The organism is Caproiciproducens faecalis, from assembly GCF_019448085.1.
GTDB classification, from domain to species: Bacteria; Bacillota; Clostridia; order Oscillospirales; family Acutalibacteraceae; genus Caproiciproducens; species Caproiciproducens faecalis.
Window position 1 is genome coordinate 357,254 of the sequence record NZ_JAGFNZ010000002.1, and the last position, 16,867, is coordinate 374,120.

Below are 16,867 nucleotides of genomic sequence, written 5' to 3' on the forward strand. Positions count from 1 at the left end.
CTCCTCAAAATATTTATTTATGTAATTACTGTGCTTCTGCGGAAATCATTTCTTCGATTTCCTTAATGATGCCTTTGGCGTTTTTGATGGCGTCCTGCAGGCCGATTTCGTACACATCGTAGTTGTCGAAACGGTCATTATTTTCCGGTGTGATCGCCACAGCCTGAATAATAATATCGGCTTCCTCAAGATCCTTCGGGGTCAGCGCGTTTTGGATTCCGTCCGCGCCCTGCGTTTCGATTTTCACCTCGTACCCCAGTTCCTTCGCCGCCTCTTCCAGGGACTGCGCGGCCATGAAGGTATGGGCCAGACCCATTGTGCAGGCGCACAGAGCTACCAGTTTTTTTGCCATGTTCTGTTCCTCCTTCTTAACTTTGAATTGCTTGATTTATAATACCGAATATTTCATCGGAATCACACGAATTGAGCAGTGACTTCTGAAACTCCGCGTTGACCAGCTTGCGGGAAAGCGCGGAAAGAAGCTTCAGGTGGACCGTACCTTCCACTTCCCTGGGAACCAGCAGAGCGAAAACAACAACGGTCGGCTCCCCGTCCATGGACGGCCAGTCAATGCCGCGCTTTGTCTTAACCACCATCACAGATGGTTTCAGGATTGCGTCACAGCGCGTGTGCGGAATTGCAAAACCGTCGCTGAAACCGGTGCTGTCCACCGCTTCGCGCTCCATAAAACCGTCGATGGTGCCCTGCACACTGGAACTGATTCCAAACTCCACCGCCTTTTCGGCAATGAAGGCAAGACATTCCGCTTTTGTGGAAACATCCGCATCTATCAGAACATACTCCCTCTTAAAAACGCTATCTTCCTGCATATGTGTTCTCCTTCAATAAGAAAAATTTTTAATAAATTGGTCATAAGAAGAGGAAGCAATCAGCTGGTTCACCAGTTTGATATCCTTTACACACCCATACAACTCACGGAACATCGATGCATTGGCGCTGTCAGCGCTGTTAAAGCTGATAAAGAACAGCAACTGAACATTTTCCTCCCCCCATTTAATCGGTTGCGGTAAAATGCCGATCCCCACCACGGAAGGCAGATTGCCCTGAAAAATCGTATGGGGGACAGCCACCAGATTGCCAATGTCCGTGGAGGATTTCTTCTCCCTCATTTTGACGGAATCCAGCGTGCTTTTCTGAATGAGGCCCATTGCCAGCATTCGTTTTCCAATCTCTTCAATTGCCTCTTCCCTTGTCTGCGCCTGTAACCGGAAAAACGCTTCCGGCCGGAACATGGAAACAAGGCTGGGTTTCTCTTTCCCGCGGTGATGCAGGGCATCTTTAATCCGGACAATACAGTCACTGCCCAGAAAATCTTCGATGACCACCAGCGGAATACTGCTGTGATAATTGTCGATGTCTACGGTTGAAATAACAATGTCCGGATCGTGTGCCAGAGCGCTTTCCAGATAATGAATCGGGTACACGCCGGCAATTTCAAGCTCCGGGATTTCCCTGCTGATCCGCTCGGTAATCAGCTGACTGGTGCCGATTCCGTAGCTGCACAGGATGGCTGCCTTTTTCCGGCTGTTCATTCTTTCATGGAACGCGCCGAAATGCATGGCAAGGTACCCCAGTTCATCTTCGCCTATCGTTACCCCGTACTCTTTTTCAATTTTCTGCGCCAGAAATATCGCGTAGTTCATTTCAATGGGGTATTTCTTTTTGATCTGGCTGAGCAGGGGATTTTTCACAGAAATCTGATTTTCCATCCGCTCCAGAAGAATTTTGATGTGTACGGAAAGAGATTCAATCACCTTTTCGTCGGCGGAATACTCGGAGCCAGAAATCAGAGAGATTTCCTTAATCCGGTCCTTTACAAAGGTGTGGATATGGTCCTCCACATTTACTTTATCTGCTTCAAAGCTTTGTATCACGGGGCCGGAGAGCGCGGCAATATACTGAAACTCCTTGTCATTCAGCACAATGTCAAAGGACTTCGCAAGCGGATCCATGATCTGATGAATGACCTGCAGATGATACTTCCGCACGTTTTTCGGCAACGAAAGATGGGTCAGGCAGCAGTTCTGTCTTGCGCGGGAAAAGGAAACGGCAATGCGCATGGACAGATTCTGAATATCCCTGTCCGCGGCAACTACCTGTATCCGTTTTAAATTTTCCAGCACGGCACTGTCGATCTGTTTATATTCTTTTTCGCTCAGATTCGGCAGATTCACCTGAAAGCTGCCCTGCTCAATATTGAACCCGATATCCGTCAGAAGTGTGCGGATATTGATTTCCTCGCCGTCTATAAACAGCCCGTAATAGGGTTTTGATGACAGCTCCAGTCCATATTTGTGAAGATAGTCTTTCACGGACGGCGTCATCTTGTTAACGGTGGAAGGGCTTAAATGCACACGGCCGGAAAGCGCTTCTATTGTGATTGGCTGTGACTGGATGATGGTCAGCAGCGTGCTCCTAACACGTTCGGCGCTGTCGTCATAGGACTCGCCGCTCAGCAGCTTTTTCACCGTTCTGAGGTCGCCTTTCAGCTCGTAGCCCACGCCGCGCTTTGAAACGATTTCCAGCCCGTATTCCTTGATTTCATCATTGATAATTTCCACATATCGTTTGGCAGTACGGGAAGAAATGTCGATCAGCTTGGCAATGTCCTCCGCTGTCAGCGGTGTCTGTGTCTCGCTGAGATGTTGTATCAGTTTGATCTGAATTTTTGTCAGCATCCAATCACCTCCCTTGTGTTTGATCTCACCGGTCAATTCTATTATAACTTTTTATACGGGAATTTCCTTATAATCTTTGACATCGGATGGTGCCACTGAAAACAAATTACTGTTTATCTTGTATAATTTATGTGTCAAATCCGTGAATTTACGGCAGTTTTGGGACTTTTCATCTTTTCATAAATCAAGAAAAACGCAGAAAAATTAGACGGTACAATCCCTGTTTGCAAAACATAATAATTCTCAATGTGAATATTTTTTCTTTGTCCGCGCTTAAATCTAACCCCTGCGGAAAATACGAATAGTTGCATTTCCTTGTGAGTATGTTATCATAAAAAGCAGAAAAAACAAGTGCGTCGCTGGCGCAAATGACAGCTAAAGGGAGTATTTTCATGAAACAGTTTACTTATACCGTTACAGACCCAGAAGGAATCCATGCTCGTCCGGCCGGACTGCTTGTAAAAGCAGCGTCTGCGTTCGCTTCGGACATTCAGGTGGTTAAGAATGGAACTGCGGCAAACGCCAAAAAGATCTTCGCGGTCATGGGACTGGCCGTGAAAAAGGGCGAATCGGTCACCGTTACTGCACAGGGCGGTGACGAGGAAAAAGCCACCGAAACGCTGCTTGCTTTCTTTAAGGCCAATTTATAAAGTTAGCATATCCGCAATCACTCACAGCTGAAAAGCAGACAAAAAAGCGCAGGGAACGAATCCCTGCGCTTTTTGCAGATGTTCTATTCGGCTTCTTGATAAAAATTATGTAACCACCACATGGTCGCGTGTCTTTTTTGCTTCGTATAAGGCTTTGTCAGCAATATTAATAAACTCTGAAAGAGCGATCCCACTGTCGGGTACAACGGTATAGGCCCCCACACTCACGGATACGACGGGCCCTCCGGGCGAATGCCGGTGCGGAATCGCAAGATTCTTGATTTCCTCTTTTATTTTATGAGCGACTAGGGATACCTGATCGCTCTCCATACAGGGAAGTAAGACTGCGAATTCGTCTCCGCCGTACCGGGTCACAGAATCAGAAGAGCGTCTGACACATGAAGCAAGCACGCCCGCAATCTGTCTGACACAGCGGTCCCCAGCCGGATGGCCGTAATGGTCATTGAATTCCTTAAAATAGTCAATATCAATCATAATCAGAGCAATCGGTGCCCGGCCGCGCTGACAGCGGTTCCACTCCCGCCGGACGGTTCGGTCAAAGTAAGAACGGTTATAAACATTGGTCAGCCCGTCCGTTACAGCCAGCTTTTCCAGCGTCTGATTGGCCAGTGTGAGCTGTCCATTGATTCTTTGCAGTTCTTCATTTTTTTCCCGTATGATTTTACCGTTGTGAAATTCGTAAATTTTATTTTTGTACATCATGTGAGCGATCGCCCACGACAAAACTACATAAGAGGCACTGTTGAGTGAATTATTGAATAAAAACCCCTCCGACTTCTGGAAAGCGGGCAAAAGCAGAAGAAAAACTCCTTCTGTTCCCAAATAAATAAAAAATAAAGTGACAGGTGAATAAAAAGGAACGACCGCCACACAAATAACGGCGACGGTAAAAACGATAATCTGACCGGAGGTCAGCTGATCCAGCAGAGTGATTCCGGCGCACCAGAGCAGAATGAATCCCGCAAACAGGATCCCGGTTGTCCAGATTGCTCTCCTGTTCCTGTCTATATTCTTTTCAAACTGGCGGAAAAAGAGAAGAAACACCGTCATCGACGCGATCATTACCGCATACATCAGCAAATAGTAGCGCTGAGGCTCCCGTAAAAGTGTATCACGCTTTACCATACAGGAAAACAGAATCGCAGCAGCTTCCAGCACAAGGAAGGTAACGGCAGTCATTTTGCCGCGTTTGATGTTTGCTGTCAGAATATAAAGATCAAATTCTTTTTGTTCTTCCGTTGATATCTTCAAATGAAAAAAATTCTTTAGTTTCAGAAGCAGCGTTTCTTCCATTTTGTGGCTCCTTAGCGGCAGCGCTTATCCCATAGGAAAAGTGTGTCACAGAAATATATATTTTCTATATATTACCATAAATAGAAATATGTTTAAACTGTGAAATTCTTCTTTTATGACTTATTTAGAAAATAATCGACTTTTTTCGCTTACTTCTCCCCACGCGGATCAGCGGTCACAATTTTCCTGCACACCTTTTCCAGTTTGGAGTAATACGTCTGCGAAATGCCGCTGTCGGTGACCACACAGTCAAATTCGGAAAGATCGGCGTACCGGGTCAGAAAAGTCTGTCCGAATTTGGTATGATCCGTCAGAAGATACTTCCGGTTACCCGCGCGAAGCAGTGCTTTTTTCACCAAAGCATCCTCCGGTTCCGACACCGTCGCGCCGTACTCCAAGCTGCAGCCAAGCGTACCGATGAAAACTTTGTCCGCGCGAAAATTCTGAAAAAACTCCGCGGTAATCCCGCTGATGGCCCCCGCGGACACTTCGCTGTATTGCCCCGGAGCAAGGATCAGCCGAATTTTCGGACGGCTCCCCAAATACTGGACAACCGGCCACGAATTCGTGATGACAGTCAGCTTTTTCTCCTGGATGCATCTGGCGAGCTGAAGCGTGGTGGTTCCGCAGTCAAGGATAACGGTATCGCCGTCCTCAATCAGCCGGGACGCTTCGTATCCGATGGCCTGCTTGCAGTCGGTCAGCTGGCCGGACTTAACGGAAAAACTTGGCTCCACCGCCGTGCGGATGTTTAAGTACGCTCCCCCGTAGCTGGTCGTGACAAAGCCCTGCTTTTCAAAGAAAAGCAGATCCCTCCGGATCGTCATGGCGGAAACATGGAACCGTTGTGCCAGATCGTTCACTTCCACAGAACTCTCTTTTTGCAGAATCTGATAAATTTCCATCCTGCGTCGTGCAGCGCTCATTTCCATTGTCTGACCCCATTTCCCTTACACAGTTTCTGAAGCATGATTTTCACATTATAAAACAGAAAAAAATGTTGTTTCTTGTTCTATTACGGTTATCTTAGCACAATTGGGAAAAGCCGTCAATTTTTTCTTATCACTCCGCTGAAAAGGGGCAGCCGCCCGGTACCCTCCTGAGTACCGGGCGGCTGTAAACTTTGGTCTGGGGTATCAGCCGGATGACGACAGCACCCATCGCCGCACCGCGGGACTGCCCGGCAGCGTTTGGTAAATTCCGGCGCTGCCCTCGGCCAGCATTCTGACTTTAAAATAATAGGTATTTCCGACTTTCCGCAGCAGGACAGGCTGTACGATCCGTTGATTTCCGGATGTGAACACAGGTGCTGCGCTGTCCTCCGGCACCGTAAATTTGAACTGATAGGTACTTCCTTTTTTCATGTTGTGGTAGAACGGAGTGTCGGAGAGAATGCCCTGCGGCACCGTTCCTTGAACAAGGAAAGATGTCTGTGCGCCGCTGGCCGAAGAGGTGGTGATGACGGCTGTCCCCTCGCCTATATCCATCACCCGGAACAGATAGCCGTCGGGAAGTTTCTTCTCCAGTTCTACCGCTGCAACCAAAGGATTGGAGGAAAATGCCGTCGGAGGCGTCGCATCCGTCGTTGTAATTTTATAATAGTAAACGGCATTCCGGCTAAAGCGGTAAGCCGCGGTTGTATCGCTCCGGAAATTCGCGTTTTCTCCGGAAACCGTTGTGCCGCCGTTTGAAGTTACGTCCGATCTCCCTCCGCCCGAATCGTCCGAATGATGTCCACCGGATTTTTCGGTCAGCGCACTCTTTGCAGCCGTCAGCGTCTGAATTGCCGTCTGAATATTGGTTTGGGAAGGATTTTCTTCTTTTAAAACGGCCTGCGCTGCTTGAAGCGCCGTCTGGAACGCGGCCCAGCTTGCTGCTGTGTAATTGCCCTGTGTGAGCGCGCCGCAGATATCGACAAGAGACTGCAGATCGGAAAGGTTTCCCGCGCCTTCCGTCGTAAAACTGTAAGAATACGTCTGCTGCTGAACTTCTCCGTTTTCGCTTTTCACAGCGCCGATCGGGACCGTTACGGTATACTGCGTCGCTTCGTTTAACCTTTTTCCGGGATGCAGGGTCAGCCATTCCCCGTCAATCACAGCGGTAAGAGAGACATTCTGTGAATTGCCGTCGGTGACCTTAATTCCGCTGAAATTGGAACCCTTGCCGACATTCCGATTGTATTTCATACGAATGTCGGAACTGATAGGCATATTTTCCGTCTTTTCGCCTGGATCGGCAAAAACAACCGCTGGGCTGGAGGTTACCGTGGTAAACGTAAGGGCATATGCATTTTTCATTTTATGTCCAAAAAAATCGGAAACGGCGTCGGCCGGGATCGTAAGAGTATATTCCGTACCTTTTGCCATATTTCCGCTCGGGGTAACCGTCAGGGTGTCGCCGTCGAGCGCCGACTGAATTTCCACCGGATTCAACGAGGAATCCTTCAGGCTGATTCCGCTGAATTCGCTTCCCTTCTGGACATTCGTGCTGAACGTGACTGCGATGTGCTTCTGTAATTCCACCTGTTCCGCGTTCGGAGCCGGAGAAATACGGTTCACCGTTAGGAACGGAGTTTCCAGTTCAAACGAGTCGGCGTTGTCGTCCGCGCTGTTGTCCGTTACACCGGCGGGCAGAACGGCTTTCAGGGTCAAATGGCAGCTGCCGTCGCTGTCCGCAGTCATCCCGTCAGCGGAAATGATTTGATCGAAACTGCCCGTCATGCCGGCATCCAGTTCGTCAAGCGTTACAGTGGCAAGGGTTTTGCCGCTCTTGTCATCGGTCAGGTTCAGAACGACATTTTTCAGCGTATCGCTTCCCACATTGTTTACCTCAGCGGTTATTTCATATTTGTTTCCGGCAATATACTCCCCTTTTGCATCGCTAACGCTCACATCCGACGCTGAAACCGTTCTGCTGACAATGTTGTTGCTTTCGTCGGACTCTGTGATCCCTTCTGCCGCCGCGACAACCGCGTAAAGACCGCAGGCTCCTGAAAAACCGGAGTCCGCAAGCCAGTCGATTTCCACCTGCTCCGAAGAATGCCCGGCGATGGTTGTGGATTTGCTTTGTGCCACTTTTACGCCGCCGTCCGCCGGATCGCCGCGGTAAAGGCTGACCGTCGCATTCTCCGCATAATCGCCGAGGTTGTCGACCGTTACCACCGCGGTCTCCTGAACTCCCGCTACCGGTGTTCCGGCGGAAAGCTGCAGCCCCTCGTCTGAATCCAGCGCCAGATCGTGTACCGGCGTGTAGGTCAGCAGCTCCAGATCGACCTGGTCGCTGGCGCTGTTGTAGTCTTCGCCATCAATGGACTCGGTGACCATGGCGGCCTGCGTATAGAAAATTTTCAATTCTCCGCCGTCCGTATAGGCGGGGCAGTAAGAACCGGTATATCCGCCGATGCCGTCTGTCAACACTTTTTCATTGTCCCACAATCCAGCTGCGGCGTCATAGGTGGATTCGACAAGGCCCCTGGTTCCATTGTCTCCCGGCCTGCAGTAAACGAGCGTAACCTGCGGGTTCTCTCCACCCGTGGAAACGAGCTGGAATTTGTTCCCGGCACCGGAAACGGCATCCGCCGTTTGGGTTTTGCCGTTCAACCCGGCGCGAAAAACCGTCTGATTGTCCTGATCCCATACGATCAGCCAGTCACCGCTGCTGAAAGTCACCTGAGGATTGACATCCTCCACATTGTTTTCTGTAACGCGGGCAGTTTCTCCCCACGAAAGGCCGTCGTAGGTTCTGGCGAAAAGCTCCTGATCTTCAGAAGTGGAAAGATTGTCGTCCAGATCGACGGTATAAAGCAAAATTGTTTTTCCGTCATGCATGGCCAAAGTGGAACTGACTACGGTATGGCCAATGTCAGCCAGTTTCTCCGCACCGCTCCAGCCGCCGTCCTGCGTCCATTTGGAGAACCAGAGGCTGTCGTGCGCCGTCTGGCCATCGAGCGCGAGCGCGTCGGATTTGACCCATGTGACCAAAGCACTGTCCCCGTCAGTCGCCAGCTTCGGCGAATGGTCAAACTGATCGTCGTCCGTCAGCCGCTCTGTTTCAAAACCGCCGCTATCGGTCAGCGGATTTTTGCTCACGCTGATTTCGCAGTTTCGGCTTGCTTCGTCCGCGTCGGCGTCGGCACCCAACTCTGTTTTCATATCCTGCCAGCCAATCAGTGTGCCGCCACCGGCCGAAGCCGCCGCCGGGCTGAAATCGCCGGTCGCGTCCGTGCCAAGCCATTTGGGTTCCGACCAGCCGCTTCCATCGTAAACCGAACAGCGCAGCTGCGCGCGGTTCGCGTCCGTGCGGTCCGGGTTGTCATCCGTCCAGATTGCATAGAGTTTTCCTCCGCTTTGGACAAGCTGGACGTCCGCATTCGGATAGACGTTTTGTGCCAGTTCTTTAATGGATGGATTCTCCTCTTTTACGGTGGCCTTCGCTAAAAGAAGCTTTGATGTTAAGGGGGAGTTCAGCCATTGGAACGGCCGGGTCAGGTAGCTGCGCGGCGACTCCTTAAGGTCTTCCGAAGTCGTCAGGCCGCCGGCCCGGGCAAGGGACAGCAGATTTATTTTTGTTTTTCCGTTATCCCATTCCGTTTCAAATTTCTTTTTATAGAGAGTTTTGGAAAAGCAAAGGAACTCCGCCTTTACCTTAAAGGTTGCGTTGGGATTGACTTCGAAATACTGGGTAGGATAATCCAGCTCGCAGGGAAGTCTGGCTTCCAGGCTCGCCGAGATGTCGGCCCAGTCCAACCCGATTTGCACATCGCCCTGTGCATGCGGCTCAAAATTGAGGATCACGTCCGGTGTGGAGCTGCCGTTCTGAAAGGCAAGCGTACCACCGATCAGGACACCGAGTTTTATCGTCATCGAAGCAACACTGATATTGGTCTTCGGAATCGTGATCGCCCTGCCGTAAGACTTTGTCACGTCGCCCTGAAGGGTAAATCTTTGATAATAAACCTCCCATTGATTGGTGCTGTCATTGTAATTAAGGATAAATTTACCGCTCAGACTGACATCCACATCTACCCCGGACGCCTTCATAACCATGGATTTTGCTGATTTTTTTGAATTTTTGTCTTTGGAAAACGCTGTATTGAAGTCGAAAGTCAGAGTGACTTGCGATTTTCCGTCCCAGCTCCCGCCCATTAACTCTTCAAGGTCCCCTTCCATTCCCATCACACCCCCCACGCCGGGAATGTCTTTGAGCAGATCCGGTACGCTTGCCGGATTTCCGAGCAGCTCGGGCAGGGTAACCAAGTTCGTGACCGTATATTTTCCGTTTTCATAACGGATGGAATTATAGGGTCCCAAAGCATCGGTGGGCGAAGCAATTCCTTTTACTTTCGCATCCACCCAGGCGGACTGTCCTCCGTTGGCTGTTTCCATACCGGCCAACAGCCTTTCGCCCGGTTGCAGGATATAGGACGGTATACACGCATACTGTACTTTATCAGTGCCGTACCGCTCCCAAAGGATGCGCCCGGTGCTTGTTTTCAGAATATAGGTTCCGCCCTCCATCCCGTTCCAGTCACCTTTTATGGTGAAGGTAACGGCCGGAGTCGTAACGCCGTAAATAAACACGGCGTCATCCTGTCCGTTGGAATCCGATACGTCCGACGTAACGGAAACAACACCCGGTTCCAAAGGAATCGCCTTCACAGACTGGCTGTTGCTTTCGCCGGTGTGACTGACTGTGAATGGGTTGACCGTGTAGCTGAATTTTCCGTATGTCTCTTCTGCCGAGACATACTCCAGCGTGTGGCTGCCCAGCGGAACTTCCGGGATATACACGCCATATTCGGAATAGCTTTCCCACCATTCCATAGCTGTGACTTTTTTGCCGTCCAAAAGAAAATACAGATTTCCGGCAAAAGAGATCAGATTCCCCGTTTTGGCATTATACAGCTTCAGCCGCAGATCCTGCGACGACCGCTTGTTGTAAAGAGTGACGGGAACGCTGGCCGTGGAGTTGTCGTTATCCGTACCGTACACAAACCGGAGCTCATAGGTTCCCGCCGGGTAATTTTGGTACCCGAACCGGAATTGCGAGGTTCCGGCGCAGTCCCCGTAGCCGGTACTCAAATTGGAGAGCGTTTTAACAAATCGGCCGTTTTGATACAGTTCTGCCCGGATCACCTTTCCACACAGGGGTATCCCCGCGTCTCCAAAAGTCAGACGAACCGTAAACTGCCGATCATCTGAAGAGGCACCCTGATCTGTCAGATACAGTGCCGTATTGGTACCTGGGGTAACCGAAAGATGGATTTCGCCGGAAGAGTAATCAAGGATATTCACGCTCCGCGTCCAGAAATAGGAGTGCCCTTTGTCGTCCGTCACGGTCAGCGTGACCGAATACCGGCCCGAAGCGGTATAGCAATGGCTTGGGCTTTCTTCTATGGAGGTGCTTCCGTCGCCGAAGCTCCACTGTGCAGAGACAGGTTGGTATCCGGAAAGTCTCAGCTCATTTCGGATTGCATCAATGCCGAATGAGATTGGCTCGCCCACGATCTGCGCATTGGAAGGCTCCACGTCAAAGGTGCAGCTTTCGGTATGGATTGCATAGGCGGAAATAAACCGGAATTGCAGCGCGTCGTTTTTTCCGCTGCTGCTTTCATACGCTCCCGCCGGGAGTGTAACGGTATATATTTCACCGGGTTTCAGCGGGGAATCCGTATCCACGGTAACGGTGCCGCCGTTCTCCGAAGCGGAGGCTTCCACTTTGTTGCCGGACTCGTCCGTAATGGAAACACCGGCCGCGTTTTCTGTTTTTTTGACGGTAAAAGGAAATTGAATCTTGATCTCGCCCCCGACATCAGCCTGCTGCTCCAGCGCATCCGGGCCGGTACTCTGAATCGGAAGGGAATTGCCGCCCGTTGTGAACTTCAGCGTATAATCGCTTGCCATATAGCCGGTGCTCCCGTTGACTTTCAGTGAAAGGGCGTTCCTGCTGACCGTCAGCGTATAGGCGGTTCCGGGCTGCAGTGGTTTTACAGGGTGGACTACATAATCCGAAGGATCTTTGCCGAACCGGCTCACGCTTGCCTCCACGGCGTTTCCGCCGCCGTCCTTCAGGGTGACTCCGCTTGTGTCAAGGCTCGAACCGCCGGAAACCGTGAAAAAAATATCCTGATGAATGTCGACGGATTGACTGCCGCCGGAAGGATACACATTGAAAATATTCGCGCTTCCGGTGTTGATCGTACGGAACTGAATCGTCTTTGCCTCGTTGATATTTTTATAGTAATCCTGAATGGCGCCCGCCGGTACAATAATTTGATAGAGATACCCGGGCCGCATTGCGGCGCCGCTCGGCAGGCTAAGATATAAAGTATTGCCGAGTATTTTGAAATCGGCGTCGGCCGCCGAATATTCCTTTCCGCCCTGCTCAGTAATCCGAATGCTGTCGAAAGCGGGCCCCTCCGAAAGGGGGCCGTCCAGATCGTATGTGCTGTCAAAATCAATCCGGAAAGCGCCTGTCCCGGCATAGTCCGTCATTCCGTCCGCCGGGGTTGTGGAAGTGACGGCTATGGTTCGGACTGTCTTTTTTTCGACCAGAAAGCTCGCGACGTAATCATAGGCCATTGAATTTCCGGAAAGATCTTTTACAGCATCCCTAGAAACGGTCAGCGTATACCGGGAATCCGGGTTCAATTCGCCGCTGAGGATGATGACAAGCTGATCGTTTACACCATTCTCATCTTTGCCGGCCATGGCGTAAAAATCCGGCGCGTTCGGCCCTTCCAGCGTAATGCCGCCCAGATTTTCGCACTGAATGGCTTTACTGAATGTGAGAGTGATTTTTTGGGTATCGTAAGCGGCCTTCGCGTTTTCCTTCAGGGAGGAATCGACAACATACGGAGGCGTTGTGTCCGATTTTGCAAGGACGGTATACTGAAGCTTTTTCTGCATTGAGCCGGACGGGTTGGAGATTGTGGCGGTCAGCGTGACCGACCGGTTTCCGTCCCCCGCCTCCGGCCTTGTAACGGTGCCGCTGTCCGTTATGTAATCGGGGCTGTCGGATTTCCAGACAATGCTCAATCCGTTGGCCGTCTTTTCGGGTAATGTCAGACCGGACGTTACGGCATACTGTGACAGATTGTCCGAACCCAGCGTACGGGACTCGTTCAGCCAGTCATAACCTTCAAACAGGAGTTCATCCTCCGTAGCGTCCAGCTTTTTCACCGTCAGGCTGTACGTTTTCTGAACAGAAGCCTGTCCCTTTGTTAGCGTTGCCGTAAGGACGACGCTCCTGTCCCCCGTGCTGTAAGCAGGACGGTTGACGGTGCCGTCCGCCGCAAGATAAACGGAATTGGAGGACGTCCATTGAATCGTGCTGCCGTGTGCGCCCGCAGCCGGGAGAATGAGGTTTGTCATGACACAGTCGGCGGAAGCGTTCTCCCCCAGAATACTTGCTTCCGTTAATGCGTCGGCGTCAGCGGCAGCCGCTTCCTGATCCGTCGGATTCAGCGGCAAAACAGCGACCTCAAACTCTTTGGCCATCGTAACCGAACCGCGCTTCAGTGTTGCTGTCAGGATTACCGACTTTACCCCCGCCGTGAAAACTGACCGGGTGACTTTTCCCGTACTGTCAATCACCGCCGTTTGGGAAGACGCCCAGGTGATGCCGCTCCCGTGCCCGCCCTGCTTTGGTAAAGTAAGGTTCTTTGTCACATGCTGCAAATCCGCATCGCCGTCGCCGTTGAGCAGAACCGCGTCCGTCAGAGCGTTGCAGTCCGCGAGAACATAGGCCGTATCCGTGGTCTTGACGGTAACGGTTAAAGAATCCGTTTCAGCCGGTGCGTTTCCTTTGCTGATTTTCGCCGTCAAAATTACCGTTTGATCGCCCTGTTCCGCATTCGGCAGGGTCACCTTCCCGGTCGTACCGTCCACCGTTACCGCCGCGCTGTCGGACGTCCACGAAATCAAGCTGCCGTTCAGCCCCGTTCCCGGCAGGAACAGGTCGGTCAGAATATGGCCGGCGTCGCTGTTGCCATTTAAAATCTTCGCTTGCACTTCGTCGGTCTGCAGCCATTCCCTGTCCAGAGCGACGCTGTCCGCGTCACTGAACGCGAAACTGTATGTCGCTGACGCGCAGGCCCCGCCCGCTGCGACCGCCTCCACCCGCACCAAACCGGCGTTCTGAACGCTCAGCGTCGTGGAAGCTTTTCCGAAAGAATCGGTAACGGCCGAAACACTGCTTAGCGTGCCGGACGATGCTGTAAATTCGACCGGAACGTCAGCCGCGGGACTGCCGTCGTTTTTCTGAACGGTGATGTCCAGCGGAAGAGAGCGGAAATCTGTTGAAACGTCCTGCGGCAAACTTACGCCGGATACGTCAACAAGGTCATAGACATCGGTGGAAATCGGATTCGGATCGTTCCGGAATGACCAGTTCAGAATTTCGGTTTCATCGTCCGCGCCTGTAAAGCCCGCGTATACGCCGCCTGCGCTTTGGTTCTCACCGATCTGGAGAAGGGAATTTACATCTACGTTTTCAATCACGTCAGTTGCCTGTTCAGGCCGCTGCGTATTATCCGAAACGCGTATTTCCATCGTTTTGCCAGACCCATCGTATTCAATCCATGTATAATAAGCGACCCCGAACGGGTTATAAAAAAGCGTGTTCTGGTACGAGCTTCCAACCGCGCTGTTGTAATTTCCGTCTTGGAACACCTTCAGGCTGATATTGGAATAGCTGCCGCCGGTTCCGCCCTGCTCCGAGCCTCCGGATATGACACGGAAGCCGATGCTGACGCTGGGCGCTATGCCTTCCGCACCCAGTGTCCCGCTGCCGGATTCCGTATTTTTGTTTGTCTGCAGGGTAAAAGTCAACCCGCCGTCGCTGCTTTTTTCGGTGGTTTTAAAGGCAAAAGCCGTACTGAAAGAACCGTCGTCACCCAAATAAACTTTATTTTTGGTAAACACGCTTCCGGCGCCGGTTTGTGTGGCTGAAAGCTGCAGGACATTTTCGTTCTCAATCTGCACCGTCTTCGCTTCTCCGTTGCATTGGAGAGTACCGACATGGTTGAAATTGTCCTGTTTCACCGACAGATAAGCGTTCTCCTTTTTTGTGACCGTGATTGTGAAAGATTTTTGATCCTGTGCTGCCCGGGTACCGTTATGATAGGACAGGCTCGCCGTCAGAGTCACGCTGACGTCCTCTTGATTTTGTTCCGGTCTGGTTACTTTTCCCGTTTCGGGGTCCACCGCCGGGCTGGAAGATTCCCACGAGATTTGGCTTCCGTACTTTCCCTGTACCGGCAAGTTCAGAACCCGCTTGACGTCGTCGGCACTGTTGCCGTTCAGAATCAGCTTTTCGGTCAGCCACTCCTTATCGAGGACGACCGCTTCCGCGCCCTCCGGGTCTAGCGCCGCCACTGTTATCTGAAAGGCTTTTTCGGTCAAAGCGTCTCCTCTTGAAACCGTCGCTGTGAGCGTGACATTCCTGTCGCCCTGCAGATAGGACGGGCGGGTCACCGTTCCGTCCGTGGAAATTACCGACGGGTCGCTGGATTCCCAGGAAATTGTGCAGCCGCAGTTGGTCGCGTTGTTTCCAAAGCCGCCGTCAAAACCTCCGCCGTCGTTGACCGGAAGATAAAGATCCCTCTTCAGAGAATGAAAATCAACCTCCATGTCACATCTGGACAAAAGATATTCCGTCAGGCTGTCGCAATCCTGCCGGACGGCATTTTCATCCTCTGTCATATCCCGGCACGGAACGTAGAAAAAGATTCTTCTTTTCGCTTCTGCATTCCCTTTGGTGACGGTGGCCGTCAACGTAACGGACCGGCCTTCCCCGACCGGGCGGGTAACGGTTCCATCCGTGCCGACGGTCGTCGGGTCGCTGGACATCCATGAGATTGTACTGCCGTTTTCCCCCTCCGCTGACAGGGCAAGGTTCTTTTCTACCGTATCCGAATCGGCGTTGCCGTTCAGAATTCCTTTCATTGCGCCGCCCTCGTCAGACAGCCATTTTGCATCGTTCTGAGCCGCCGTTTCCTCGTCGTCGGAAGGCGTGCACGGCACCCGAACCGTAAACTGTTTGTTCCGCTTTGCATCGTTTTTGCTTACGGTCGCCGTCAGAGTCACGCTGCTGTAACCGGTCAGCATAGACGAAGGCTGGGTAACGAATCCTTTCTCACCAGTACACCCATTCTCGTCCGCGCTTACGTTCGGGTCGATTCGGATAACCGATGGATTGGACGAACTCCAGCAGATCACGGTTCCGTTCAGCCCCTCAGTCGGCAACGTCAGATTGCTCAGCACACAGTCCTGCGTATTAAACCCGCAAATCTGTTCCATCGTAAGATCATTGCAAGCGGTATCGACGTCGCCCAAATCCCCCGTGTTATAAAGACAGTCGACGTAAACCGGAAACGTCTTTTCCAGTGTGTAATCCCCATTCGTAATCTCGGCCGTAACGGTCACCAGATAGCTGTTATTCCGGCTGTTTGCCATGCTTTGGTTCGGCCGCGTTACGGCGCCGTCCGGCGAAACCACTTTTTCGTCGCTGGTTGTCCAGGAGAGGATGCTCCCGTTTTCCCCCTGCAGCGGCAGGGAAAGGTCGGTCGTAACATCAGGAGGAGTTCCGTTGTTGTCATTTTGGTTCAGGATGACCGAATAGGTCAGCCAATTGTAATCCTGCCGGGCATTGAGCTCCTCCGACGGAATATCGGTCAATTCCAGAGCGATCACCGTAAGGTCAAATGTTTTTTGATCGGATACCATGCCCGAAGACACAACTGCCGTCAGAGTGACTTTTTTGTTTCCATCCAAGGCGGACGGACGGGTCACGCTTCCAAGGTTATTTTCATCCGTGTCAATGACGGAATTGTCGGTCGATCCCCACGCAATAGCGCTGCCGTTCTCTCCCGACGTCGGCAGGTTCAGTCCCTCCGTGATATGGTCTGCGTCCCCGTTATTTCCTTTGATGAGATCAAACGTCAGCCAGTCTTTATCGGCTTCTACAAAACCGCTGTCCTGAACACCTGTCTCCAAACCGCTTCCCTGCGCCAGAGCCGCGACAGGCAGGCCGGAAATCAAAACCACAGCAGCCAGCAGGATGCCAACAGCCCTTTTGGCAACTCTCATATGTAAAAGCCCCCTTTTCCTGATATTACCATATTCATTTTACCCATTTGGACTTTTTATGACAATGTACGAAAGTACAGTCCGAATAAAAAAGCAGCCTATAAAAGGCTGCGGA

General features: G+C 51.5%; 7 protein-coding genes. 1 reads left to right on the forward strand and 6 read right to left on the reverse strand.

The features are described from left to right. Positions 1 to 25: 25 nt before the first annotated feature. The 3 genes from J5W02_RS06100 to J5W02_RS06110 are packed head-to-tail and all read right to left on the reverse strand — an operon-like array spanning position 26 to position 2,699. A complete protein-coding gene (locus J5W02_RS06100) occupies positions 26 to 352 on the reverse strand; it encodes a PTS fructose transporter subunit IIB (protein WP_219964788.1) in 327 nt (108 codons plus the stop codon). Between the two features lie 16 nt (positions 353 to 368). Continuing rightward, the gene (locus tag J5W02_RS06105) at positions 369 to 830 is read right to left on the reverse strand and encodes a PTS sugar transporter subunit IIA (RefSeq protein ID WP_219964789.1); all 462 of its coding nucleotides are present in this window, start codon (positions 828 to 830) and stop codon (positions 369 to 371) included. Between the two features lie 12 nt (positions 831 to 842). Continuing rightward, positions 843 to 2,699, reverse strand: a complete 1,857-nt coding sequence (locus tag J5W02_RS06110) for a BglG family transcription antiterminator (protein ID WP_219964790.1) — start codon at positions 2,697 to 2,699, stop codon at positions 843 to 845. Positions 2,700 to 3,091: 392 nt separating this feature from the next. Here J5W02_RS06110 and J5W02_RS06115 point away from each other — a divergent pair, with 392 nt between their 5' ends. Then, positions 3,092 to 3,349 (forward strand): HPr family phosphocarrier protein, encoded by a 258-nt coding sequence (locus tag J5W02_RS06115; protein ID WP_219964791.1) that lies wholly within the window; start codon positions 3,092 to 3,094, stop codon positions 3,347 to 3,349. Positions 3,350 to 3,454: 105 nt separating this feature from the next. Here J5W02_RS06115 and J5W02_RS06120 read toward each other — a convergent pair whose 3' ends face one another. The 3 genes from J5W02_RS06120 to J5W02_RS14805 all read right to left on the reverse strand — a co-directional run bounded on the left by J5W02_RS06120 (position 3,455) and on the right by J5W02_RS14805 (position 16,752). Next, positions 3,455 to 4,663, reverse strand: coding sequence for a sensor domain-containing diguanylate cyclase (locus tag J5W02_RS06120; RefSeq protein WP_219964792.1), 1,209 nt, complete (start codon positions 4,661 to 4,663; stop codon positions 3,455 to 3,457). 149 nt (positions 4,664 to 4,812) lie between these two features. After that, positions 4,813 to 5,589 (reverse strand): DeoR/GlpR family DNA-binding transcription regulator, encoded by a 777-nt coding sequence (locus J5W02_RS06125; protein ID WP_219964793.1) that lies wholly within the window; start codon positions 5,587 to 5,589, stop codon positions 4,813 to 4,815. Between the two features lie 210 nt (positions 5,590 to 5,799). Beyond that, complete coding sequence (locus J5W02_RS14805) at positions 5,800 to 16,752, reverse strand: immunoglobulin-like domain-containing protein (RefSeq protein WP_219964794.1); 10,953 nt, start codon at positions 16,750 to 16,752, stop codon at positions 5,800 to 5,802. Between the last annotated feature and the right edge of the window lie 115 nt (positions 16,753 to 16,867).